At 67.2% G+C, this 23,798-nt stretch carries 25 protein-coding genes, 1 tRNA gene and 1 other RNA gene; 17 read left to right on the forward strand and 10 right to left on the reverse strand.

The window, feature by feature from the left end; genetic code table 11:
- Positions 1 to 262: 262 nt before the first annotated feature.
- The gene (recR, locus tag ACSE4D_RS04145; RefSeq protein WP_135537297.1) at positions 263 to 868 is read right to left on the reverse strand and encodes a recombination mediator RecR; all 606 of its coding nucleotides are present in this window, start codon (positions 866 to 868) and stop codon (positions 263 to 265) included.
- Positions 865 to 4,341: a DNA polymerase III subunit gamma and tau gene (locus ACSE4D_RS04150; protein ID WP_135537298.1), complete on the reverse strand. Its 3,477-nt coding sequence runs from the start codon at positions 4,339 to 4,341 to the stop codon at positions 865 to 867. The genes recR and ACSE4D_RS04150 overlap by 4 nt, the downstream gene beginning before the upstream one ends.
- Positions 4,342 to 4,434: 93 nt before the next feature.
- Between ACSE4D_RS04150 and ACSE4D_RS04155 the strand changes: the two genes are divergently transcribed.
- The 3 genes from ACSE4D_RS04155 (at position 4,435) to ACSE4D_RS04165 (ending at position 6,537) form a co-directional block, all read left to right on the forward strand.
- Positions 4,435 to 5,097, forward strand: a complete 663-nt coding sequence (locus ACSE4D_RS04155) for a DUF1707 SHOCT-like domain-containing protein (protein ID WP_135537299.1) — start codon at positions 4,435 to 4,437, stop codon at positions 5,095 to 5,097.
- On the forward strand, positions 5,094 to 5,390 hold the full coding sequence (locus ACSE4D_RS04160; protein ID WP_425119324.1) for a hypothetical protein: 297 nt from the start codon (positions 5,094 to 5,096) through the stop codon (positions 5,388 to 5,390). Before ACSE4D_RS04155 ends, ACSE4D_RS04160 begins: the two co-directional genes overlap by 4 nt.
- A 118-nt stretch (positions 5,391 to 5,508) precedes the next feature.
- Complete coding sequence (locus ACSE4D_RS04165) at positions 5,509 to 6,537, forward strand: GNAT family N-acetyltransferase (protein WP_436326689.1); 1,029 nt, start codon at positions 5,509 to 5,511, stop codon at positions 6,535 to 6,537.
- A gap of 10 nt (positions 6,538 to 6,547) precedes the next feature.
- On the opposite strand, the gene ACSE4D_RS04170 is transcribed toward ACSE4D_RS04165, so the two are convergent.
- The 3 genes from ACSE4D_RS04170 to ACSE4D_RS04180 form a co-directional block, all read right to left on the reverse strand.
- Positions 6,548 to 7,018, reverse strand: a complete 471-nt coding sequence (locus tag ACSE4D_RS04170) for a DUF4190 domain-containing protein (RefSeq protein WP_425119322.1) — start codon at positions 7,016 to 7,018, stop codon at positions 6,548 to 6,550.
- A 129-nt stretch (positions 7,019 to 7,147) separates the two neighbouring features.
- Positions 7,148 to 7,738 carry a TIGR03085 family metal-binding protein gene (locus ACSE4D_RS04175; RefSeq protein ID WP_425119321.1) on the reverse strand — a complete coding sequence of 197 codons (591 nt, stop codon included), beginning with the start codon at positions 7,736 to 7,738 and terminating at the stop codon, positions 7,148 to 7,150.
- 30 nt (positions 7,739 to 7,768) lie between these two features.
- Positions 7,769 to 8,680, reverse strand: coding sequence for a Sir2 family NAD-dependent protein deacetylase (locus tag ACSE4D_RS04180; protein WP_436326690.1), 912 nt, complete (start codon positions 8,678 to 8,680; stop codon positions 7,769 to 7,771).
- Positions 8,681 to 8,738: 58 nt separating this feature from the next.
- Between ACSE4D_RS04180 and ACSE4D_RS04185 the strand changes: the two genes are divergently transcribed.
- The 9 genes from ACSE4D_RS04185 to ACSE4D_RS04225 all read left to right on the forward strand — a co-directional run bounded on the left by ACSE4D_RS04185 (position 8,739) and on the right by ACSE4D_RS04225 (position 16,645).
- A complete protein-coding gene (locus ACSE4D_RS04185; protein ID WP_135537305.1) occupies positions 8,739 to 9,188 on the forward strand; it encodes a flavodoxin family protein in 450 nt (149 codons plus the stop codon).
- 139 nt (positions 9,189 to 9,327) lie between these two features.
- Positions 9,328 to 9,750: a hypothetical protein gene (locus ACSE4D_RS04190; RefSeq protein WP_135537306.1), complete on the forward strand. Its 423-nt coding sequence runs from the start codon at positions 9,328 to 9,330 to the stop codon at positions 9,748 to 9,750.
- A gap of 41 nt (positions 9,751 to 9,791) precedes the next feature.
- Positions 9,792 to 10,127, forward strand: a complete 336-nt coding sequence (locus ACSE4D_RS04195; RefSeq protein WP_135537307.1) for a winged helix-turn-helix domain-containing protein — start codon at positions 9,792 to 9,794, stop codon at positions 10,125 to 10,127.
- A gap of 119 nt (positions 10,128 to 10,246) precedes the next feature.
- Positions 10,247 to 11,665 (forward strand): amidase, encoded by a 1,419-nt coding sequence (locus ACSE4D_RS04200; protein ID WP_240688842.1) that lies wholly within the window; start codon positions 10,247 to 10,249, stop codon positions 11,663 to 11,665.
- A gap of 20 nt (positions 11,666 to 11,685) precedes the next feature.
- The gene (locus ACSE4D_RS04205; protein WP_425119319.1) at positions 11,686 to 12,495 is read left to right on the forward strand and encodes a helix-turn-helix domain-containing protein; all 810 of its coding nucleotides are present in this window, start codon (positions 11,686 to 11,688) and stop codon (positions 12,493 to 12,495) included.
- Positions 12,496 to 12,717: 222 nt separating this feature from the next.
- On the forward strand, positions 12,718 to 13,746 hold the full coding sequence (locus ACSE4D_RS04210) for an iron-siderophore ABC transporter substrate-binding protein (RefSeq protein WP_425119317.1): 1,029 nt from the start codon (positions 12,718 to 12,720) through the stop codon (positions 13,744 to 13,746).
- A 15-nt stretch (positions 13,747 to 13,761) separates the two neighbouring features.
- Entirely contained in the window at positions 13,762 to 14,802 is a 1,041-nt protein-coding gene (locus tag ACSE4D_RS04215) for a FecCD family ABC transporter permease (protein WP_135537310.1), read from the forward strand.
- Entirely contained in the window at positions 14,799 to 15,845 is a 1,047-nt protein-coding gene (locus ACSE4D_RS04220; RefSeq protein WP_135810838.1) for a FecCD family ABC transporter permease, read from the forward strand. The genes ACSE4D_RS04215 and ACSE4D_RS04220 overlap by 4 nt, the downstream gene beginning before the upstream one ends.
- On the forward strand, positions 15,842 to 16,645 hold the full coding sequence (locus tag ACSE4D_RS04225; RefSeq protein ID WP_135537312.1) for an ABC transporter ATP-binding protein: 804 nt from the start codon (positions 15,842 to 15,844) through the stop codon (positions 16,643 to 16,645). The genes ACSE4D_RS04220 and ACSE4D_RS04225 overlap by 4 nt, the downstream gene beginning before the upstream one ends.
- Before the next feature lie 93 nt (positions 16,646 to 16,738).
- Here the strand turns inward: ACSE4D_RS04225 and ACSE4D_RS04230 are convergent, their stop codons facing one another.
- The 4 genes from ACSE4D_RS04230 to ACSE4D_RS04245 all read right to left on the reverse strand — a co-directional run bounded on the left by ACSE4D_RS04230 (position 16,739) and on the right by ACSE4D_RS04245 (position 19,491).
- On the reverse strand, positions 16,739 to 17,809 hold the full coding sequence (locus ACSE4D_RS04230; RefSeq protein WP_240689529.1) for an FUSC family protein: 1,071 nt from the start codon (positions 17,807 to 17,809) through the stop codon (positions 16,739 to 16,741).
- A 107-nt stretch (positions 17,810 to 17,916) separates the two neighbouring features.
- Positions 17,917 to 18,795 (reverse strand): RNA polymerase sigma factor, encoded by an 879-nt coding sequence (locus ACSE4D_RS04235; protein ID WP_346763162.1) that lies wholly within the window; start codon positions 18,793 to 18,795, stop codon positions 17,917 to 17,919.
- Positions 18,796 to 18,908: 113 nt separating this feature from the next.
- Complete coding sequence (locus ACSE4D_RS04240) at positions 18,909 to 19,079, reverse strand: hypothetical protein (RefSeq protein WP_346763163.1); 171 nt, start codon at positions 19,077 to 19,079, stop codon at positions 18,909 to 18,911.
- Between the two features lie 4 nt (positions 19,080 to 19,083).
- On the reverse strand, positions 19,084 to 19,491 hold the full coding sequence (locus tag ACSE4D_RS04245; RefSeq protein WP_135537314.1) for a YciI family protein: 408 nt from the start codon (positions 19,489 to 19,491) through the stop codon (positions 19,084 to 19,086).
- Positions 19,492 to 19,751: 260 nt separating this feature from the next.
- Here ACSE4D_RS04245 and ACSE4D_RS04250 point away from each other — a divergent pair, with 260 nt between their 5' ends.
- From ACSE4D_RS04250 to ACSE4D_RS04265, 4 genes are all read left to right on the forward strand, one after another.
- The gene (locus ACSE4D_RS04250; RefSeq protein ID WP_135810840.1) at positions 19,752 to 20,432 is read left to right on the forward strand and encodes a hypothetical protein; all 681 of its coding nucleotides are present in this window, start codon (positions 19,752 to 19,754) and stop codon (positions 20,430 to 20,432) included.
- A gap of 227 nt (positions 20,433 to 20,659) precedes the next feature.
- A complete protein-coding gene (locus ACSE4D_RS04255; protein WP_425119316.1) occupies positions 20,660 to 21,619 on the forward strand; it encodes an NADP-dependent oxidoreductase in 960 nt (319 codons plus the stop codon).
- 94 nt (positions 21,620 to 21,713) lie between these two features.
- A complete protein-coding gene (locus tag ACSE4D_RS04260) occupies positions 21,714 to 22,247 on the forward strand; it encodes a type 1 glutamine amidotransferase domain-containing protein (protein WP_135537317.1) in 534 nt (177 codons plus the stop codon).
- Between the two features lie 195 nt (positions 22,248 to 22,442).
- Positions 22,443 to 23,249, forward strand: coding sequence for an Fpg/Nei family DNA glycosylase (locus ACSE4D_RS04265; RefSeq protein WP_135810842.1), 807 nt, complete (start codon positions 22,443 to 22,445; stop codon positions 23,247 to 23,249).
- Positions 23,250 to 23,350: 101 nt separating this feature from the next.
- Here ACSE4D_RS04265 and ACSE4D_RS04270 read toward each other — a convergent pair.
- A tRNA-Ser gene (locus ACSE4D_RS04270) sits at positions 23,351 to 23,438 on the reverse strand.
- A gap of 173 nt (positions 23,439 to 23,611) precedes the next feature.
- Between ACSE4D_RS04270 and ffs the strand changes: the two genes are divergently transcribed.
- An RNA gene (gene ffs / locus ACSE4D_RS04275) (signal recognition particle sRNA small type) lies at positions 23,612 to 23,707 on the forward strand.
- Positions 23,708 to 23,798: the final 91 nt, after the last annotated feature.

Below are 23,798 nucleotides of genomic sequence, written 5' to 3' on the forward strand. Positions count from 1 at the left end.
CAGGATTTCAGCCGTGTCGGGCTCCCGGCACCTCGACCATTGTATGAGGTAGGTCATTGCGGTTCACCTTCGCCCGCCATTCAGACACCGCCTGACCGGGGTCGACGCCGCTCGTCTCCACCCCGTCCGATCACCGTGTACATGGGCGAAGCGAGGGGTGGCCACCGACCGTTCAGTCCCCGTTCAGAAATTGTTATACAAGGGGGTCCGAAAGGGTCGATCCGGGCAGGGCGACGACGGTCCGGGTCCGTCGCCGAGGTGGTCAGTCGATTTCGCGGCGGCCGGAGAATGCCCGACCGAGGGTGACTTCGTCGGCGTATTCGAGGTCGCCGCCCACGGGCAGGCCCGAGGCCAGCCGGGTCACGGTCACGCCGAGGCTGCCGAGCAGGCGCACGAGGTAGGTGGCGGTGGCTTCGCCTTCGAGGTTCGGGTCGGTGGCGATGACGGTCTCGGTGACCTCGCCGTCCTGCAGCCGGGTCATGAGTTCCTTGATCCGCAGATTGTCCGGGCCGACCCCGGCCATCGGGTCGATCGCCCCGCCGAGGACGTGGTAGAGACCCCGGTATTCCCGGGTCCGTTCGATGGCGACGACGTCCTTGGGCTCTTCGACCACGCAGACCATCGACCGGTCACGACGCGGATCCTGACAGACCGTGCATTCGGCTTCTTCGGACACGTTTCCGCAGATCTCGCAGAACCGCACCCGCTTCTTGACGTCGGTGAGGGCCTGCGCGAGCGCGTTGACGTCCTGCGCATCCGTCTGGAGGATGTGGAAGGCGAGTCGCTGCGCTGATTTCGGCCCGATGCCAGGAAGCTTGCCGAACTCTTCGACCAGATCCTGGAGGGCACCTTCGTAGACAGCGCTCATACTTCTCTTTCGTCAATGATTTCGCCACCGAGGACACGCGCGATCACGTCGACCCCCATCTGGGGTGCCTCGGAGACGTCGAGATCCGTTTCCGGATCATACTCGTCCTCATCCGATCCCGGATTCTGCGGGTACGGGTTGGCCACCGGCGCCGAGGCGCTGCCCTGCCCGCCGTAGCCACCGCCGTTGGTCGGGGTGTCGGAACCGAAACCGGATCCGCCCGGCGAGGAGGTGTTGACCCCATGCTTCTCTGCCAGTGCGGCGAAGCGGGATTTGAATGGCTTCGCCTCGTTCCCCCGGGCCGTCGGCGGGGTCTGAGCGGGAGGTGCCGGCGGGGTGTCCGGTGCCGAGGATCCTCCCCCGAAACCGCTGGGGGCCGCGGTGACGTCCGGATAGTCGAGATCATCGTCCGGCGGTGGGACGACAACGGCTCCGACGTCGACGGCTCCGCTGCCTGCACTGGTGGAGTCGACATCCGTGGGACCGTCATCGAACGGCGCGGAGGTCGGCCCGTCATGCCAGTTCGGTTCATCCCACCGCGGTTCGACGTACTCCATCGGCGAGTTCTCATCAGTGGGCGATGACTCCTGTGCACTCGACGAAGGCGGCGGTGTGCCGAACGACGATGCCTGGCCATGGGAATCATGCGTGTGCTCGACTGACGAGGGCGCATGCGTCGAAGCGGACAAGCTGTCGCCGCCCGCCGGTTCGGGTGCTTCGTCGGTCGATGCCCCGAAGAAGTCATCATCGGAGAGGTCGGGGACGACGATCTCACGGTCGTCGGATCCGAGTCCGGGGTCATTCGTACCGACATTCGGTTCGACCGGACCTGCCGGTTCGGGCGCAGTCTCCGATTGAGTTGCAGTCTCCGGTTGGGTTGTAGCCTCTGGTCGGGTTGCAGCCTCTGATTCGGGCGCAGCCTCCGGTTGGGGCGCAGTCTCCGGATCGGCGACATCCCCGGACGGGGCGGGCTCGTCGCGTCGTGCGGAATCGTCTGTCACCGGTCCGGCCGGTTCGGCTTCCGTGGTGTGCCCGTAGCCGGGGCGGCTGTCTTCAGAGTTCGGTTCGCTGGGTCGCCCCGGCTGGTCTCCCTCCTCGTCGTCGGAGGACCAGGGGCCCTGGGTCGGGCCGCTCGGTTCCCAGAACTTCTCATGGTCGACCTGCGGTTTGTCGACTTCACGGGTGCCGACGACTGCGGCAACTTCCTGCGGGCTGGGGCGGCGCTGAGTCGGAGCGGGTCCGTAGCTGCCTCCGCCAGTGCTCATCGGTGGCCCCGAGGATCCCTTGCCCTGAGGGCTGCCTCCCGAGGCGTTTCCGCCGATGCGGCCGACCTCTCCAATGTCGATGCGCGCCTGGATGCCGAGCACATCATTGATGGCCGCGGCCAGTTTCGACGCATGATCGCGCTGCTGGAAGCCCTGCACCGAACCAGGGTTGTTGAAGCCGAGGTAGACGGTCCCGTCGGAGAACGACTGCGGGATCGCATTGGCGGCGATGATCGCTCGGGTCAGTCGACTGCGTTTCTCCACCGCCGCGAGGATGCTCGGCCATGCCCGACGGATGGCTTCGATCTCTCCGCCGATATCGCCGGGGCCGGCCACCGAGGTGGCTTCCGGAGCCGACTGTTCGCGCGCAGTCTCGGGCGCAGCCTGCTCCCGCACCGACTCATGCGTGTTCCGCTGCGATGCGTTCGGCTGCGGTGCGTTCGGCTGCTGCGCCGTCGGAGCGGATTGATCCTGGGGGCCGGGTCCGGCCTGCCCCACGTCGGGTTCGGCCTCCTGCGAGTTCGGGCCGGGCTGCTGGTTGCCCGGCTCCTGGGCTGGCGTCGGCTCAGGTTCCGGCGAGCTCGGACCCGCTTCTGCGGCATCCGGCTCCGCAGGTGCCGTTGGCTGAGACTGTTCTGCCGGCCTCTCAGACGCTGTCGGCGGAGACTGTTCTGCCGGCTGAGACTCTTCTGGTCGCTGAGGCGGCTCAGCGGGTGCGTTGAGCATCGATTCGGCGGCGACGGCCATGGCCGCGATGTCGTCGAAATCGTCATGAGCGGCAGATCTGGGCTGTCCCGCTGACGCGTTCTGCGTCGGCGCTCCGTTGCCTCGTCCGTCCGCTCCACCCGGTGCCTGACCCTGTGTCTGGCCCTGGCCGGGTGCCTGCCCCTGGCCGGGTGCCTGGCCCTGACCAGCGGCGTGGCCTTGACCGGTGTTCTGCCCCTGGCCGGGCACCGGTCCCTGCCCGGGCCCCGCCGCCTGTCCGGGGACCTGCCCGTGTTCAGAAGTCTGCGCAGGCGGCACGTTTGCGGCGACGCCGGTGGCGGACATGCCGATGCGACGCTCCATCCGTTCGACCCGGCTGAGCACGGCATCGCGGCTGCGGCCGGAGCCTGGCAGCAGGATGCGCGCACACATGAGTTCGAGCTGCAGCCTCGGCGAGGTCGCTCCCGACATCTCAGTCAGTCCCACATTGAGCAGGTCTGCAGCACGTGAGAGTTCGCCCTGGCCGAAGCCGTTGGCCTGCAGGGTCAACCGCTCCAAACGGTCCGGCGGCACCTCGGGCAGGAAAGCATGGGCCGCTTCGGGGGCGGCGTTGATGACGATGAGGTCACGGAAGCGCTCAAGGAGGTCCTCGACGAACCGTCTGGGGTCCTGACCGGATTCGATGACGCGTTCCACAGCCCGGTAGACCCCGGCACCGTCACCGGCGGAGAACGCATCGACGATGTCGGACAGCAGTGAGTCCGGGGTGTAGCCGAGCAGAGCCACGGCCCGCCCGTAGTCGACTCCGTCCGGCCCGGAGCCGGCGATGAGCTGGTCGAGCACGGACAGGGTGTCGCGCACGGATCCGCCGCCGGCACGCACGACCAGCGGCAGCACGCCCTTGGCGACATTCACATCCTCGCGAGCACACAGATCCTCGAGGTAATTGCCCAGGGCCTCGGGCGGCACCAGTCGGAAGGGATAGTGGTGGGTCCGCGACCGGATCGTGCCGATGACCTTCTCCGGCTCGGTCGTGGCGAAGACGAACTTGATGTGCGGCGGCGGCTCTTCGACGATCTTGAGCAGAGCGTTGAAGCCCTGCGAGGTGACCATGTGCGCCTCATCGAGGATGAACACCTTGTAACGATCCCGCGCGGGCGCATAGATCGCGCGCTCACGCAGATCACGGGCGTCATCGACACCGTTGTGGCTGGCCGCGTCGATCTCGACGACGTCGAGCGAACCCGGTCCCCCGTTCGCCAGATCCCGACAGCTCGGGCACTCCCCGCAGGGCACCGGCGTCGGTCCCTGCTCGCAGTTGAGGCACCGGGCCAGGATCCGCGCCGAGGTGGTCTTTCCGCACCCGCGCGGTCCGGAGAACAGATAGGCATGGTTGATGCGGCCACGTTCGATGGCGGCCTTCAGCGGATCGGTCACATGCTCTTGACCGATGACCTCGTCGAAGGTCTCTGGGCGGTATCTTCTGTACAGTGCGGTGGACACGTCCCCTAGCCTAATGCCAACGGCTGACACGAGATAAGGCACGCTCTCACCCCGCCTTTGTCGCCCGCCGTGCGATCAGGCACGATAGAGATCATGACCCGCCCCAACCCCGGTTCCGACGAGAACGACCCCGCGAAGACCTTCCGCATCGGCCACAGGGAACGTGACGAAGCGATCGAGATTCTGCGCGAGGCGGCCGGGGACGGACGGATCACGGTCGACGAACTCGACGAACGGATGGAGAAGGTCCAGTCCGCGAAATTCCCGGTCGACCTCGACGAAGTCCTGTCCGATCTCATCACGGAACTGCCGTCCGATCGCTTCCGCCCCACCTCGGCAGTCTCACCGATCGACAACCGCGCGCTGGCCCTCCAAGGTCGGGACCGGTTAGATCCGCTCATCATTCGGGCCGGTTGGGAGTCCGAGGTCCGCCGCGCCAATTGGGCCGTTCCGCCATTCATCCGCTTGGAACCGGCGATGTCGAACATCGAACTCAACTTCCTCGAAGTCGAGACCGCCTTAGAGACCATCGACGTCGAAATCATCGCGGGCCTGGGATCGGTCACCGTTGTCATCCCCGACGACTGGGCCGTCAACGTCGACGCACTGTCGAAGACCTGGGGCAGCGTGAAATCCGTGGTCAACGCGGTCCCGACCGGCCGCCGTCCCCTCGTGCGGATGAGCGGATCGGTGGGAATGGGCTCGTTCAAGGCCCGCTTCGCGAACTACTTCGACCGGCGACGAATGGCCAAGTGATGGAACCCGGACTCGGTGCGGTCATCTTCCTCACCTTCTGCATCATCGCCGTCTTCAGCCTCGGCGCGTTCCTCATCTACCGGGTGATGACCAAACCCGGCGCGCACATCGGCTCCCGACTGCCCGAATACGACCCCGACAGCGCCGAGGATCCCGACGCCGAGGCTGCCCCCACCGAGCCGTCCCCTCGGGACTCCCCCGCCGGCCGGGATCTCCTCGACGGCCCGGACGACCCCGACAGCCCGGATGACCGCGAGGATCGGAACGGCCCTCGCGGACCCGACCGTCGATGAGAACACCGCGTCCCTGACACCGCATCGCGTCCCTGACATCGCGCAGCCGGTGTGAACACAGGATCTGCGACGGCCCGGCATCCTTGAAAACCCGGGCCGCCCGTGATCGACTCTTGCCATGACCGAGATTCGGATCACACGCATCGACTCCGCCGATGAGGACGGCCTGCTCGCCTGGAACGAGCTCATGCGCGTCGCCTACACCTCAGATCGCACGGCCGCGTGGTGGCGCAGCCCCGAGACGACGCTGAGCCAGTTCGCCACGCCGCGCACCGACAAGGAGGACTTCGCGCTCATCGCCCACCTCGGCGACGAGGCCGTCGGCGGTGCCGAGATCAACGTCACCGCCGATTCCCCGGCCGAGGTCGAACTCGGTGTCCTGCCGACCTGCCGCCGACGCGGCTGCGGTACGGCCCTCGCCGAGGCGGTCGAACAGATCCTGGCCGACCGCGACCGCCCCTCGGTGATCGTCCAGACCGAAACCTACTGCCCCGAAGGCGTCGCATTCGCCGAGTCTCGAGACATGCGCATCGGCAATGAGGAGCACCGGCTGCTGCTCGACCTGCCCGCCTATCTGCAGGCCGATGCCGACCGGTACAAGGACTCTGGTGCCGCCACGACCGTTCCCGTGATCAAGGAGGACCCGGACTTCTCGGTCACTTCGTGGATCGGCGGCTGTCCGGAAGAGGTCCTCGCCTCCTGGACGCGGCTGCGTGAGCAGATGGACGAAGACGTCCCGGTCGGCGACCTCACCCGCACCGTCAGTCATGCCAGCACCGCCGCCATCCGCAGCCACGAGGAGCGGATGGAAGAGCAGGGCTGGACCCTGGTCGGTTCGATGGCGCATGTCGGCGACCTCGCCGTCGGCTATACGGAGATCATGGTCTCGGCCCATGACCCGCAGATCGTCATCCAGGAGGACACGCTCGTCGACCGCGCCTATCGGAATCGGGGCATCGGACGGGCCCTCAAGATCGCGAACCTCCGCCAACTGCCCGCTGTGGAGGCGACGGCCTCCGCGCGGTGGGTGCAGACGTACACGGCGACGAACAACGATCCGATGCTCGCGCTCAACCGGGACCTCGGCTTCACCGTCGCCGATACGATGACGGCGCTCGAGGGTCGGGTCGACCGCAACAGGGCATGACCCGTTCCCGTCAGCCGGCCAGCAGTGAGGCGAGTCCGCCGACGAGGCCGAAGGAGATGCCGAGCACCCAACCGAGGACGAGGAGTCCGAGGAAGACGATGCCGAGGATGAAGCCCCATTTGCCCATCTCGTTGTCTGCCCGACCGGCGTCCTGAGAACGCTTGCGTGCCATGTGGCCGGTGATGATGCCGATGACGGGGCCGAGGAAGTTGAAGCCGAGGAAGGTCGACAGAGTCGCGACGAGTGAGACGATGCCGAGCACCTTGCCCGGGTCCTCCTCGGTGCGCGGATCGGTGCGCGAAGCATAGGCCATCGGGGGCTGGCCCGGGTAGGTCTGGGGAGCGCCCGGGTAGGTCTGGGACACGCCGGACGGGTTCTGCTGGGAATAGGGCGGCAGTTCCTGTCCTGCGTGTGCAGCGTCCAACTGTCCCGAGTGGGGGTCGTCGTGCTGTCCGGGCAGTGGGGTGGGGGCGGCGTTCATGACGTCTGGTCTCCTTCCGAAAGACTGTTGAGACCAGCTTAGGAAGAACACGGTGGCCGCCGATATGGACCAATCCCCCGCCTCGGCGAAGGAAATCCCGACACTCAGCGCAGGTCGCCGCCGCGCACTTCAGCGCACATCGACGAGGGCCTGGTCTTTTCGCCCCATGAGGTAGAGGAGCAGCTCGAGCGGCGCCCCGGTGATCGTGGAACCGTCCCCCGCCTGCTTCTTCCCAGCGGTGCGAGACCCGAAGCCCGGTGCCGTGATCGTCACGGGGCCCTCGGCTTTGGCAGCGAAGGGCAGGAGCGCGACCCTCGTCTGCGCCCAGACGGTCGCGGTCTCTGCACGGGAGAGCTGTCGCGGCATCCATTCGATGGCGGCACGGCGGATGTCTTCGTGGTGGACGAGGAATTCGGTCGTGTTCATCACGGGCTCGACTCCGGGCAAGGCGCCCGGAGTCCACTTCGGTGGGGCCGCGACGAGGCCGAGCAGCTGGGCGAAGGGCGTCTGCGCGTAGTCGGCCTCCTTCGCCTCTCTCCGATCGTCGAATCTCGATAGGAAGATGCCCAGCGCCGCGGACGGGTGGCGTTCGCGGATGACGAGGTGGGTGGCAAGATCCCTGACGGTCCACCCCTCACACAGAGTGGGCGCATCCTCACCCGCACGGCGGGCGGAGTCGACGAGACGCAGGCGTTCGGCGCGGGCCAGATTTTCTCTCATGTCCGCCAGTCTTCCATCCCCGGCTTGGACTCACCTGGAAGCCCACGCGCTGATGAAGTCCGCGACGCGCGAAACCGAGCGGAAGTCCGCGAGTTCATCGCCGCGGGTGGGCCCGTCGGTGACGATGACGACGGGTTTGTCCTCTTTCGCTGCGGAACGAACGAAGCGCAGACCCGAGAGCACCGCGAGCGAGGATCCGAGCACGACGATCCCCGACGCCTCATCGCAGATCCGGTTCGCCTCCTGCAGTCGGGCCGGCGGCACCGAGTCACCGAAGTAGACGACATCGGGTTTGAGGATGCCTGCACATTCGGGACAGTCGGCGATGACGAAGCCCGCGGTGTCATCGAGGTCGACGTCACCGTCGGGGGCGCTCTCGAGATCGTCGGGATCGATCCCGACTTCCTGGGCGAAGCCCGGATTGAGCTCGCTCAGTCTCTGCTGCAGCCAGTCCCGATCGACGAGGTGGCCGTTGTCGAGGCAGATGACCCGATCGAGGCTGCCGTGCAGGTCGATGACGGGGCTCGGCAGCGGCCCGGCTCCCGCAGCGCCGCGTCTGAGTGCGACCGCCTCGGCGGCGGCCTGATGGAGTCCGTCGACGTTCTGGGTGACGATGCCGGCCACGGGAAGACCCGCGAGGGCGAGATGGCCGGCATTGGGCCGGGAACGGCGCATCCGCGGCCAGCCGATCCATGACCGCGCCCAATACCGGGCACGCTGATCGGGGTGGGAGAGGAAGGTCTGGATGGTCATCGGCGATCGCGGCTGCGCGTCCGGCCCGCGGTAGTCCGGGACACCGGAGTCCGTGCTCATTCCCGCTCCCGTGAGCACCGCCCATTCCGACGTGTCGAAACGCGTCGTGAGGACATCGATGATCTCCTCATCGCTGTGGCTGGGCCCCGGACGCGTTCTGTCGCGCAGGGGATCGAAGATGACTGCCATGGTCCCACCTTAGACATCGGGGCTGACTTGCGTCAGTCCCCGGGGCTAGGGTGGAGGCATGGTCAACGTTCTGCTCGTTCATCATTCCCCGTCGACGGCGACGAAGCGGATCGCCGAGGCGGCTCTGGCCGGACTGCGGCTGCCCGAGCTCGGCGACATCGACGTCACCGTCCGACCCGCTCTGGACACCAGTGTCGACGATGTCCTCGCCGCCGATGCCTATGTGCTCGGGACGACCGCGAACTTCGGGTACATCTCGGGTGCGCTCAAGCACTTCTTCGACACCACCTATGACGCGGTGCGGGAGCCGACGGCCGGTCGGCCCTTCTCCTACTGGATCCACGGCGGCTATGACACGACCGGCGCCGAGACCGCGATGAGTCAGATCACCACCGGTCTGGGATGGAAGCTGGCCTTCGACCCCCTCGTCTTCACCGGTGAGGTCAGCGACTCCCACCTCGAGGCGGCCACAGAGCTCGCCGCTACGGTCGCCGCCTCGGCCGGCTGACGTCCGGGCGTCCACCTTCACCTGTCTCAAACTCCTGGGGATTCCTGCATGAAAGTACTTTCCATAATGGAAAGTACTTGTTACACTGAAATGACTTTCAGCCGCATCGCCTCCGCGATGCCCACCCGAAGGAGCAGGCATGGAGACCACCCCCACCCCACAGCAGGCCGACGAACTCCTCGCACAGGTCGACGCTTCGCAGAAGCAGGCCCGAACACATGACTCCTGGCCGCTGGTGACGATGCTCTTCGTCCTCACCGCAGGCATCTCCGTCGGCCTCGTCGCCATCGGCATCATCGACGACGACACGACACAGCTGATCATCTTCGGTGCGGGTCTGGCCTGGCTGGTGCCGGCGATGATCGTCTACCTCGTCAAGGCGCTGAGCTGGAGCCGACGCTCAACCGCTCTGCTGCTGACCTGGCTGCCGCTGACCGTCCTCGTCACCCTGGCCGCGATCATCACCGACTCGATCTCACCGGGGCCCGTGGTCCCGCTGGCGGCTGCCGCCTTCCTGTGGATCGCCTCACCGGTCATCGCGCTCATCGGCCTGCGCCGCTGAGTCCGAGACCCGCGAGACCGCCCGAGACGAAGGACCCGATCATGACCTCGAAGAACAACGCTGCCGACGACACGATCCCCGACCTCGGCGATTCCCTGGCTCGGATCGATCCGGGCCTGGGCAATCCGACCCGACTGGGCATCGTCGCCAGCCTCAAAAACCGCGACCGGGCAGAGTTCCGACTCCTGCGGGATTCGCTCGGCGTCTCGGACTCCGTGCTCTCCCGGCACATCACGGCCCTGGAATCGACCGGCATGGTCGCGGTAAAGAAGGGCTATGTCGGCAAACGCCCCCGGACCTGGGTCTCGATCACCGACGAAGGCACGCGACGCTTGGACGCCCACGTTCAGGCGCTGCGGGAGCTTGCCGGCAGCTGAACCGTCTGCCCAGGTGAGAGACCTCATCGAGCAACTGGGTGTGCCTGAGTGACCGGGCCCGCCCGTATCGATAACATGGGGAGTCGGAGCGATCCGGCTCCCCGATGCAAGGAGGCACGATGAGCACCACCTCGGTCAACAGCGGACTCGAATTCCGTGAGCTCCACGAGATCTCCCATCTCATCCGCTCCGGACGGCTGAGCGCCCGGGAAGCCACCACGGCGATGCTCGACCGCATCGCAGACCTTGATCCGGCGCTGGGATCCTATGTCACCGTGATGGGCGAGACGGCACTCGCCGAGGCGGCCGACCGCGATGACCGCCTCGCCCGGGGCGATTGGCTCGGCCCGCTGCACGGAGTGCCGCTGGCGATCAAGGACCTCGCGTACACCCACGATGCACCGACCGGGGCGGGCACGACCATCCACGCGGACTTCCAACCGGACTGCGACGCCACCGTCGTCGCTCGGCTGAGGGCGGCAGGGGCGATCATCCTCGGCAAGCTGCGCCTGACCGAGGGCGCCTTCACCGGTCACCATCCCGATCTGCCCACGCCGGTCAACCCCTGGGACTCCGAGACTTGGACGGGGGTGTCCTCGAGCGGTTCGGGCGTCGCCACCGCCGCCGGCCTCTGCTTCGGCTCCCTGGGCTCGGACACCGGCGGCTCGATCCGCCTCCCCTCCTCGGCCAACGGCGTCACGGGACTCAAACCCACCTGGGGGCGAGTCTCGCGCCACGGCATCTTCGGCCTCGCCCCGAGCCTCGATCACATCGGGCCGATGACACGCAGCGCCCGGGACGCCGCACTCATCCTCGAAACCATCGCCGGACACGATCCGCACGATCCGACCTCGGCACTGGCTCCGGTGCCCCGCTACAGTCGGCATCTGAGACTCGAGCGAACCCCGGTCGTCGGCTTCGACCGGGAGCTGGCCGCCGAGCACTTCGACGATGCGACGAACGCCATGCTCGAATCGACGATCGAGACGATCACCGGACTGGGCTGGCGCGTTCTCGACGTCCGCACTCCGGGCCTGCCCGAAGCGGCCCAGGAATGGACGGCTCTGTGCGGTGTCGAGACCGCCGGGGTCCACGCCGCGACCTACCCTGCACGTCAGAGCGACTACGGTCCCGACCTGTCCGGGCTCATCGAGATCGGACAGGGACTGACCGCCGTCGACTACCACCGACTGCTCGAGTCCCGCCGCGCATTCACCGGGCGCATGCGCTCCCTCATGGCCGATATCGATCTGCTCCTGCTGCCCGGCATCGGAGTGGCCTCCCCGACGATCGACCAGATGAGCTCTCTCGCGACCGGCCCCGAGCTGTTTGCTGCCGTGACGGTTCCCACGGCGCCGATCGACAGCTGCGGACTGCCGTCGATCACCCTGCCCGCGGGCTTCACCGACCGCGGCACCCCGGTGGCCGCACAGTTCGTCGCCGGGGACTTCGACGAGCAGCTGCTCCTCGCCGCCGGCCACACCCTGCAGCAGGTCACCGATTTCCACCGTGAGCATCCGGACCTCGTCGCGCACTGATGCCGCAGTATCCTTGATCCGTGCCCACGATCAAGCCCTGCTCCCCGACGGCTCGACCGTCCTCGTCCGTCGTGGAGCGTCGTCTTCCCCGCTACGCGGCCGGCCAGCTCCCGATGCCGACGAGGATCCTCGGCTCGCGGGAGGCCATGGGCGAGGAGACGTACTGGGCCGAGCACTCGCACCCCACGCATGAGCTGCTGTGGCGCGATTCCGGGGTCGGCACCGTCACAGTCGGCTCCCGAACGTGGACGATCACCGCACCCCTGGGAATGTGGATCCCCGCAGGCGTCGCCCACTCCGGCTGGACCCCGGCCGGTGTCGTCCTCCGCGCGGCCCATTTCAGTGTCGACGGCCCCCGCGTCAGTGACACCCCGACGGCGATCGCCGTCACCGATCTCCTCCGCCTTCTGCTCGATCGACTGCTCGATCTCGAGGTCAGCAGCGAGTCCTATGCCCTGACCGAGGCGATGATCCTCGACGTCATGGCACCGACCGGTCATGAGCTGCTCGTCCACCAGCCGAGCAGCTCACTGCTGAGACCCATCGTCGACGCGGTCCTCGACGATCCGAGCGATCCGACGAGTCTGCAGGAGTGGTCCCGGAGGCTGGGCGTGAGCTCCCGGACCATCACTCGCGCTTTCGCTGCCGAGACCGGCTTGGGTTTCAACCGGTGGATCACGACCGCTCGGATCCAACATGCGGTCACCCTCATGGGCGCCGGCCATGAGATCGAGACCGCCGCCCTCGACGTCGGCTACTCGTCCGCGAGCGCCTTCACCACCGCGTTCAAGCGGATCACCGGCACCACTCCGGGTCTCTTCGGCCGCTGAGATCGCCGCCGGGGCCGACCGCTCAGCTGGGCCGGGTCGGGCAATCTCCTGTCCGTTCCGCGAAATCATGTGTCCGAATATCCTGATTGCGCCCGGCCGCCTCCTCGGATACCTTGATTAGGCACACCTAAGCTACCGGTCCTTGCGACGCATGCTCCGGGCCCCTGAACTCATCCGATCCGGGAGCCTCGACCCGCGGGCAAGCACTGCCGAAAGGAAACGATGTCCCGTCCACACCGTGCGCTGGTTCTCACCGCAGCCGCCTCCGCCGTGTTCATGCTCGCCGCATGCTCACCGTCCGACTCCTCCAACGAAGCCGACGGCGGTGACAGCTCGTGGCAGCCGGTGACCATCGAGCATGCTCTCGGAACGACGAAGATCGCGGAGAAGCCCGAGCGGGTCGCCACCGTCAATTGGGCCAATCACGAGGTTCCTCTGGCCCTCGGCGTCGTCCCTGTCGGCATGGCGCGGGCGGACTTCGGCGATGACGACGGCAACGGGGTCCTCCCCTGGGTCGAGGACAGGCTCGAGGAACTCGACGCCGAGACCCCGACTCTCTTCGACGAGACCGACGGCGTCGATTTCGAAGCCGTCGCCGACACAGAGCCGGACGTCATCCTCGCCGGCTACTCCGGTCTGTCTCAGGAAGACTACGACACGCTGTCGGAGATCGCTCCAGTCGTCGCCTACCCCGACACGGCCTGGGGCACCCCGTGGCGGGAGATGATCGAGATCAACAGCGAAGCCATCGGCATGAAGGCTGAAGGTGAACAGCTGGTCGAGGATCTCGAATCCGAGATCGACTCTGCCGTGGACGAGCACCCGGCGATCAAGGACAAATCGACGATGTTCCTCACCCACGTCGATCCCTCCGATCTGTCCGAGGTCAACTTCTACACCACGCACGACACCCGTGCGATGTTCTTCGAGGACCTGGGTATGAAGGCCCCGGCCAGCATCGAGAAGGCATCGGACGACACCGATCAGTTCTCCTCATCGGTCAGCGCCGAACAGGCCGATGTCTTCGACGATGTCGACATCATCGTCACCTACGGCGACGACGAGCTCGTCAAGACCCTCGAAGGCGACAAGCTGCTCTCACAGATGACGGCGGTGAAGAACGACGCCATCGTCAACCTGCCCAGCGATGACCCCCTGGGCACCGCGGCGAATCCGACTCCGCTGTCGATCTCCTTCGTCCTCGACGACTACCTCGACGCCCTCGACGGGGCCGCCTCGGCCGAGAAGTAGGACCCGCTCATCGCGATGACCGCACTCACCACCATCGAGTCGACCGCCGCCCGGCTGCGGCGGTCGACTCGCGTCCGCCTGCTGTGGATGCTCGCCGCGCTCACCCTCGTCGTCGTCCTCGGCATCGCCTCGACGATGATCGGCTCCCGCGGCGTCGACCTCGCCGATGTCATCGCCGCCTACGGCGGCTCGGCCACCGGCTTCGACCAGGCGGCCGTGGCCAAACGCATCCCACGTACCCTGCTCGCCGTCTGCGTCGGCGCCGCCCTCGGCGTCTCGGGCGCAGTGATGCAGGGGGTGACCCGCAACCCGCTGGCCGATCCCGGGATCCTCGGCGTCAACACCGGAGCCTCCCTGGCCGTGGTCATCGGCATCGCCTACTTCGGACTGGCCAGCGCCACCCAGTACATCTGGTTCGCCATCATCGGCGCGGCCATCACCGCGGTATTCGTCTACACGATCGGGTCCTTGGGCAGGCAGGGAGCGACCCCGCTCAAGCTGGCCCTGGCCGGGGCCGCCACCGCAGCGGCCCTGACCTCCTTCATCAGCGCCGTCGTTCTGCCCCGCGGTGACATCTCCGACCTCGCCCGCGACTGGCAGATCGGCGGGGTCGGCGGAGTGACGATGAGTGCGGTCATCCTCGTCGGACCGTTCCTCCTCGCCGGGTTCCTCATCTGCATCTATTCGGCCCCCGGGCTCAACGCCCTGGCCCTCGGCGACGAACTCGCCGCCGGACTCGGCCAACACGTCGGCCTGACCCGGCTCGTCTCCGCGGCCGGCGCCGTCGTCCTCTGCGGCGGCGCGACCGCGGTGGCCGGACCGATCGGCTTCCTCGGACTCGTCATCCCCCATGCCTGTCGTCTGCTCATCGGCGTCGACCATCGGTGGCTGATCCCGTTCTCTGCAGTCACCGGTGCGGGACTGCTGACGGCATCGGATATCCTCGGGCGCATCATCGCCCGCCCCGCCGAACTCGACGTCGGCATCCTCACCGCCCTCATCGGCGCCCCCTTCTTCATCGCCATCGTCCGTCGGCAGAAGGTCAGGTCCCTGTGAGTCTGACCCAGCACAGTTCCACCGCCGAGGCGGTCGCCGGCCTGCGCAGATCGCGCGCAAGGCGATACACGACCATCGTCTCCGTGCTCGCCGCGCTCGTCGTGGTCGTCTTCCTCACCAGCCTCATGGTCGGTCAGACGTTCTACTCGCCGGCCGAGGTCATCGGCGTGATCAGAGGCGAGCAGGTGCCGGGAGCCTCCTTCACGGTCGGTCGGCTGCGCCTGCCCCGGGCGGTGCTCGCCGCACTGGTCGGTCTGAGCTTCGGGCTCGGCGGGGTCACCTTCCAGACCATGCTGCGCAATCCCTTGGCCAGTCCCGACATCATCGGCATCAGTTCTGGTGCCTCGGCGGCCGCCGTGTTCGCGATCATCACCCTGGGTCTGGGGCGCACGGGAGTCTCGGTCGTCGCCATCACCGCCGGTCTCGCCGTGGCGCTGCTCATCTATCTGCTCGCCTATAAGAACGGAGCGGCCGGGATCCGGCTCATCCTCGTCGGCATCGGGATCGCCTCGATGCTCGATGCCCTCATCAACTGGGAGCTGACACGAGCCGCGCAATGGGACCTGCAGGAGGCCCTGCGCTGGCTGGCCGGCAGCCTCAACGGCGCCGCTTGGGACTCGGCGGTGCCCGTCCTCATCGCCTTCATCGCGCTCGCCCCGATCCTGCTCAGTCAGGCGAAGAACCTGTCGATCACTCAGCTCGGCGACGAGGCCGCAGAGGCCCTGGGCGTCCGGGTGGCCCGCACCCGGCTGCTCGTCATCGTCACCGCAGTCGGCCTCATCGCCTTCGCCACCGCCGCGGCCGGGCCGGTGGCGTTCGTGGCGTTCCTGTCCGGGCCGATCGCCGCCCGCCTCATCGGTCCGGGCTCGTCCCCGCTTCTGCCGGCCGGGCTCGTCGGGGCTCTGCTCGTGCTCGTCGCCGATCTTGTCGGCCAGTTCGCCCTCGGCACCCGCTACCCGGTGGGAGTGATCACCGGCATCCTCGGTGCGCCCTACCTCATCTACCTCATCATCAGGATCAACCGTTCGGGAGGCTCCCTGTGACCACGGACCACTCACTGACCGCGAAGGACCTCCACCTGTCCTACGGCGATGCCGAGGTCATCGCGGGACTGAATCTGGATCTTCAGGCCGGATGCATCACCGCCATCGTCGGGGCCAACGCCTGCGGAAAGTCGACCCTGCTCAAATCGATGTCGAGGCTGTTGGCACCGAGGTCGGGCGCCGTCGTCCTCGACGGCAGGAAGGTGCACTCGATGCCGGCCAAACGACTCGCCCGCATCCTCGGTCTGCTCCCCCAGACGCCGATCGCCCCCGAAGGCATCACCGTCGCCGACCTCGTCGGTCGGGGACGCCACCCCCACCAGGGGGCCTTCTCCCGCTGGAGCGCCGAGGACGACCTCGCCGTTGCAGACGCCCTGGACACCACGGGCACGGCTGTGCTCGCCGATCGTCCCGTCGACGAGCTCTCGGGCGGTCAGCGGCAGCGGGTGTGGATCGCCATGGCTCTGGCGCAGCAGACGGACATCCTCCTCCTCGACGAACCGACGACCTTCCTCGACGTCAATCATCAGGTGGAGGTCCTCGATCTGCTCACCGAGCTCAATCAGCGCTCCGGAGTCACGATCGTCATGGTCCTCCATGATCTCAACCTCGCCGCCCGCTACTGCGACCGGCTCGTCATGCTCGCCGATGGGAACATCCATGCCTCCGGCACACCGGCCGAGGTGCTCACCGAGGCCAATGTCGAGCGTGTCTTCGGTCTGCCCAATCAGATCATCGTCGATCCGGTGTCCGGTCAGCCGCTCATGGTGCCGATCGGGCGGCATCGCACTCTCGGCTGAGAGCCGGCCGGATCACGCTTCGGTCCGACGACGCTTGGCCACGGCCGGCAGCTTGGTGAGGTTCTCCTCGTGGTCGTCGCCGAGGATGATGCTTCAGTCGTCGTCATCGACAGATGGTGCGAGAATCGCCGACCCGGCCGATCGGCGTTCGCTGCCGAAGCCGACGAGAACGACGATCATACCGACGATGACGCCGATGACGGTCTCAACGGCCCGCGAGGTCAGCAGCTCGACCACCGGCTGCGGGTGTCCGATCTGCGTCATCATCAGGGCCAGCGGAGTGATGAAGAACAGTGCCACGGAGTAGTTGCGCAGAACGAAGACCTCGGCGAGGAACTGGAGCACGATGACCCAGACGACGAGCTGCCAGGCTTCGACGGGGAAGGACAGCAGGAAGGCGGTGACGATCACTCCGCCGAGGGTCCCGACCACACGATGCAGACCCCGCTTGAGGCGGGCGGAGCGCCTCGGCGGTGCGACCGGTGCCACCGCGGCGACCATCGCCCAATAGCTGTGGGACAGCAGCGGCAGCACATCGATGAGCAGGGTGCCCAGAATGCCGGCGATCAAGGGGGCGATGGTGAAGCGGATGGCATGGGCCAGCAGGTCCCGTTTGCCCACGGGTGACAGTCCCACCCGGACGTAGGTCTCCTTGTCTCGGGGCATCCGCTCACCGACACGGTGGGCCAGGGCACCGAGGCCGATGCACACCAGCGCCGAGGCGGCTGCGACGGGCACGGCCACCTGGACGGGTGCCCCGTCGGGAATCGAGCCCACGGCCCCGGTGGCGAAGATGAAGAAGATCGACCCGCCGGGTTTGAGGCGGAAGCGCACGGCCATGACCGCGCCGATCCCCGAGACCAGGGCGGTGACGACGATGAGCACCCAGATGCTGGTCTGTGCCGTGCCCAACAGGGCTCCGATGCCGACGCAGGAGACGAGCACACCGGCCGCGATCGACTGCCGCCTGATCCGCGAGCGCGGGGATTCGAACCGGGCGTAGATGCCGGTGAATGCGCCGAAGGCGGCGTAGATGGCCAGATCGAGGCGGTCGACGCCGAGCAGCACGAGCAGCGGAATCGCCACTCCCAAAGCGATCCGGAACGCGGGGATGTGATCGCGTTCGGCCGGTGAGATGCGGAAGAACTCCTGGACGTGGCTCAAACGGGGCCGGCCTCCTTCGACTGCGGGGTGTGGTCGTGTCGATCGTAACCGAGGTCCCGGCGGCGCTCGTGCCGGCAGCGCTTGAGAGTGACGAAGCTCGCGTCGGCTCAGCGTGCGTCGTGAAGCCGAGCCGAACATCGCAGCAGATGGTCCCGTTCAGCGGAGCTGCCGGCCCGGTCGGCGGCTCGGACGTAGAGCTCAGCGGCCCGACGGAGATCACCGGAGCGTTCGCGCAGATGCGCTTCGACGGCCTGGCGGCGGGGCAGATCCTCGTCGAGTTCACGCAGCAGGGCCAGTCCCGCAGCGGGGCCGCGGGCCTCACCCACCGCGACAGCCCGGTTGAGGCGGACGATCGGAGTGTCGGTCAGTTCGAGGAGTTCGTCGTACCAATCGACGATCTGCCCCCAATCGGTGTCCTCGACCCGCTGCGCATCCGCGTGCAGGGCTGCGATCGCGGCCTGCACCTGGAATTCGCCGAGCTGGTCGCGAGCCAACGCAGCGCCCAGGAGCATGATGCCTTCGCCGATGAGGTCCGTGTCCCACAGTGATCGGTCCTGCTCGGCCAGCGCGATGAGTCTGCCCTCGGCATCGAACCGGGAGGCGCGTCGGGCATGGTGCAGCAGCATGAGCGCCAGCAGACCAGACGCCTCAGGATGGTGTGTCATCGTCAACAGGGTTCGGGTGAGGCGGATAGCCTCGGAAGCGAGATCGATGTCGCCGGAGTGGCCCTCGTTGAACACGAGGTAGAGGACGCGGAGGACCGACGAGAGATCGCCGGGTCGGTCGAGTCCGCGGTCGGCGATGGTGCGCTTGGCGCGGCTGATCCGCTGCGCCATCGTCGCCTCGGGAACGAGATAGGCCGCGGCGATCTGCCGCGTCGTCAGTCCGCCCACGGCGCGCAGGGTCACAGCGACGGCGGAGGCGGGAGACAGGTCCGGGTGAGAGCAGAGAAAGTAGAGCGCCAGAGTGTCATCAGCGCTGGTCACATGCTCAGACGGGCCAGACACTCGAGCCGGTTGCTCGACGACGAACCGCTGCTCGCGCCGCGTGCGCGCCGTCTCGGAGCGCACAGCGTCAAGGAACTTCCGCCAGGCCACGGTCACAAGCCACCCGCGCCGGTCGCGGGGAGGATCGTCCGGCCATGCGGACAATGCTTGAAGCAGCGCTCCTCGGCGGCCGGGAAATCTGCTCCCCGGCCGCGGAGGATGCCGATCACTGCGGGGACGAGCTCTGGCAGCCCCTCCTCGTCGAAGGCTCCCGCGGCGGTCATGGGGTCATTCCGTCACGGTCGGCGACTGTCCGAGGAAGGGCCGAAGTTCGAGCCACTCCCGGATCGGTTCGCCGCCGAGCCCCGGCGCGGCCGAGAGCTCACCGGCCAGTTCGACGGCGCGGTCCCAGCCGTCGACGTCGATGACCATCCAACCGGCGATGAGGTCCTTGGTCTCGGGGAACGGCCCGTCGGTGACCGGTGGCCGGCCCTCTCCCCCGGAGCGGACGAAGGTCCCCTCGGGTGACAGCGCCTGGGAGTCGACGAATTCTCCGGAGTCCCTGAGCCGCTGCGCGAAGTCGTTCATATACGCCACGTGCGCGTCGATCTCCGCCGGACTCCACTGATCCATGGGGGTGTAGTCCATGTATTCGCTCGGCATCCGGTAGTGCTTGAGCATGAGGTACTTGGCCATTGTGTCTCCTTCTCCGGTGTCGCTTGCACGGGCTGTGCTCGCTGACATGACTGGGAAGCAGCCGGACGAGGGTTTTCGACATCGGCTGCGAAGAATCTCTCACCGTGTCGGAATCCCACTCCAGAATAGGCCGATGTGTCCGACCTGGAACATGCGTCACCGGATGCGAACACGAACCGTCCCCTGACCGCCGACCCGCGCTGAGAGGCTTGTCATGTACGCAGCACCGACACCTCTTCACCACGAGTCCAGGAGCCGACATGAAGACCCAGACACTCCTCAAGACCATCACCGTCGCCGGAGCCCTCGCAGCGACCCTGTCGCTCTCGGCCTGCGATATGCACATCTCGTTCGGGCCCGAAGGTCAGGGCCAGGAACAGCAGGGCCAGCCCGCACAGTCCGAGGACGCGCAGAACCCCGAGACGGACACCACCCAGGCCGCCGAGGAACCGACTTCGGAGTCTCACTCCTCGTCCACCTCGACGTCTGACTCCGCTGCCGACGGGTCGACCTCGAACGGGACATCATCGAGCGGATCGGCCGCGAACGGAACCACGAGCAGCAGCGGATCCACAGATTCGAGCAGCTCATCCTCGGCGAGTGATTCCTCCACCTCGAGCGGATCGTCGTCCTCGGGCGGCAGCGCCGCGGGCGAGGACTACCAGGGTCCGCGGATCGGTGAAGAGGGAGTCGAACTCGACCTGGACGGCAATGGCAGGATCCCCGCGGATGTGCTCGAGAAGGACATCAAGCACGCCTACGCCGAGCAGGGCACCACGGTCGACACGGTCGACTGCTACGCGGACCTGCGAATCACCGCCCGCCGAGGCTCGCAGAACTGCACCGTCACGGCAGCCGGCAAGAACCACTACGGCACGGTGAAGATCACCTCGGCGTCGCAGTCCGGCATCGGCTACAGCCTCGAGTTCCCGAATATCTGAGCCTCCCCGAACCGCTCCCCTCGAGCGTCCCGCGATCCGCTCGTTTCGAGCACCTCGCATCCCCACCGCACTCCCCTGGCCGGCCCGGTCCGGGGAGTGCGGTCATTCCTGAGATGGAACAAGTTCGCCTCCTTCATCGTTATCCCTGCTGTGGGCGTCGGCACTGGCCGGGATCCGCGCACCGATTCGTCAACCGCACCGATTCGTCAACCGATCAGGAGCAAAGCATGACAAGACGGGTCCAATACACCTCCAACGGCGGCATCGATCAGCTTCACCTCGCCGAGGTGGCCACCCCCGAGGTCGGCCGCGGACACGTCCTCGTCTCCGTCCTCTACACCGGACTCAACCCACTGGACTGGAAGATGCTCCAGGGCGGTCGCTTCGGCACCGTCGAGGGCAGCTCGGGCAACGGCGTCGACTTCTCCGGTGTCGTCGCCGAGGTCGGCTCCGGCGTCGAGGACTTCGCGCCCGGCGACCTCGTCTACGGCGGGCTGCCGAAGCAGGCACAGACCGGGCAGCTGCTCATCGAGGATCCCGCAGACCGTCTCGATCGGGTCCCGCGCGGCCTCGGGATCGACACTGCCGGCGGTCTCTACATCACGGGGCGCACCGCGATGTCCGGGATCCGCGACCTGGGCCTCAACGAGGGCGACACGCTCTTCGTCTCCGGGGCCTCCGGCGGCGTCGGCATCATCGTCGCCCAGCTCGCCCGCAACCTCGGCGCGCGCGTCATCGGCAGCGCCAGTCAGGGCAATCACGCCCTTCTGCGCAGCCTCGGCGTCGAACCCGTGACCTACGGAGAGGGCATGTGGGACAACGTCCGCACACTCGCTCCGAACGGAATCCAGGCCGCGTATTCGACCCAGGGCGAGGACGAGGTCGCCGGCCTGCTCGACGCCGGCGTCCCGGCCGAGCGCATCGTCTCGATCGGTGCCGGTCCCACCGTCGCGGAGACGTACGGGGTGAGCATCGCGGGTGAGGCCACGGCTCGCCGAGACGACATGGTCTGGCTCGGTGAGGCGATCGCCTACGGCCATATCCACGTGCCCATCGACCGAGTCTTCGACGTCGATGAGGTCCAGGACGCCTACCGGCACCTGCTCACCGCCCACCCGGCCGGCAAGGTCCTGCTGCGCTTCCCCGCGAAGCCGCTGACCGATGAGCAGCGGGCTCACCTCCGCTGAGTCGCCGGGCATCGCTCGCACCACCGACCAGCACGACAACCACGACGACAATCATCCCAACAGACAGAATCCACAACAGTTAAGGAGCACCATCATGGCCATCTCCGACAAGAAGATCGCATTCCTGCTGACCCGCGGCGTCGAGCAGGTCGAACTGACCAGCCCTCGCACGGCCCTCGACGACGCCGGAGCGACGACGTCCATTGTCTCTCCCTCCGAGGCAACGCTGCAGGCGATGGAAGGCGATTGGGAGCATGCACAGACCTTCGACGTCGACGTTCCGGTCGCCGAGGCCGCTGTCGAGGACTTCGACGCGCTCGTGCTGCCCGGCGGAACCCTCAACGCCGACGCCCTGCGCCTGAACGAGGACGCCGTCGCTTTGGTCAAGGCGTTCTTCGCCGCCGACAAACCGGTGGCCGCGATCTGCCACGCACCATGGATCCTCGCCGAGGCGGGGGTGGCCGAAGGGCGGAAGCTCACCTCCTTCATCTCGACGAAGACGGACCTCATCAACGCCGGTGCACAGTGGGAGGACTCCGAGGTCGTCGTCGACGGCAATCTCATCACTTCCCGCAACCCCGGTGATCTCGAGGCCTTCAACGCCGCGATCGCCGAGAAGTTGAGCTGATTGCGTCAGCACCGCACGGTGCAGCACTGACCACCGCGGCGAGCCGCTGAGCACGCCGGACCCACGGGAGGCTCCCGGACGATCCGTCCGGGAGCCTCCCGTCTGTCGTCGACAGTGCGGCATCATATGCTGGCCGGAGACACCAGCGCGGCATGAATCGGGACCGCGCCCGCTCGGACGAAGGAGAGCACAGCTATGCCGGAAGGCCACGTGATCCACAATCTGGCCAGCGACCTCGTCGATCTCTTCTCCGGCCATCGCCTCTCCTCGTCCACTCCGCAGGGACGCTTCACCGGTGCCCATCTGCTCGATGGCGATGCGCTCGAGAGTGCCGACGCCTGGGGGAAGCATCTCTTCATCGGGTTCGCCTCCACCGACGCCCGGGTCCACATCCACCTCGGAATCTACGGCACGATGCGGTTGCTGCCCGGCGAGCCCGAGGTCGTCGGACAGGTCAGGTGGAGGATCACCGACGGAGTGAACACGGCCGATCTGCGCGGGCCGAACACCTGTGCGCTGCTCGACCCTCCCGAGGTCGCTGCCGTCATCGACCGACTCGGGCCCGACCCACTGCGCGCCGATGCCGATCCCCAGAGATTCATCGACAGAGTGCTCAGGTCACGCTCGACCGTGGCCACTCTGCTCATGGACCAGTCCGTGATCGCGGGAACGGGGAACATCTTCCGCGCCGAGGTGCTGTTCCGCCTCGGCATCGATCCGCTCACTCCGGGCAAATCGCTCGGACGTGAGCGTGCGGAAGCGATCTGGCACGACACCGTCGAACTCATGGAGATCGGTCGTCGGCGCGGTCGCATCGACACCGTCCGACCCGAACATGAGCCGGAGGCGATGGGCAGGCCTCCGCGCGAGGACGACCACGGCGGTGAGGTGTATGTCTACCGGCGTCAGAATCAGCCCTGCTGGATCTGCGGCAGCCCGATACTCACGACCACGATCGCCGGCCGGAACCTGTTCTGGTGCCCGGTGTGCCAGGCAGCCTGACCCTGCCCTGGGCGGCCGAAGCCGGACCGGCCGACATGCGAGCCGGCAGTCTCTGCAACGCAGAAGTCCCGGACCGTCGTGTCGACGATCCGGGACTTCTCTGGCGGAGGATAGGGGATTCGAACCCCTGAGGGCGTTAACCCAACCCGCGTTCCAGGCGAGCGCCATAGGCCACTAGGCGAATCCTCCGCGAGCCAGCTTATCCGAGTCGTGACGACAATGCGAAATCGCAGTGGCCGAGTGTGAACCATCCCACGTCCTGCGGGTGAAGAACCCTGCCCACGGCAGGTCCCGCTGCCTCGCGAGCTTCTGGCCCCGCCCACTCGTTTTGTGTGCCGAGGTCGCTCTCGACTAGACTGGTCGCTGGCTCCCCGTGCGGCGTCATCTTGTGAACTCCCCCAGGGCCGGAAGGCAGCAAGGGTAAGCGAGCTCTGGCGGGTGCACGGGGAGTCCTTTTTGCCTGAAGATCACAATTTCACAACTCCCCTTTTCCCCCGTCGGCCCAGGTCAGTCCCGCCGACAATGCCCCGCGGTCGCCTATTTCCAGGG

The organism is Brevibacterium sp. FAM 27836 (assembly GCF_051351055.1).
GTDB lineage: Bacteria > Actinomycetota > Actinomycetes > Actinomycetales > Brevibacteriaceae > Brevibacterium.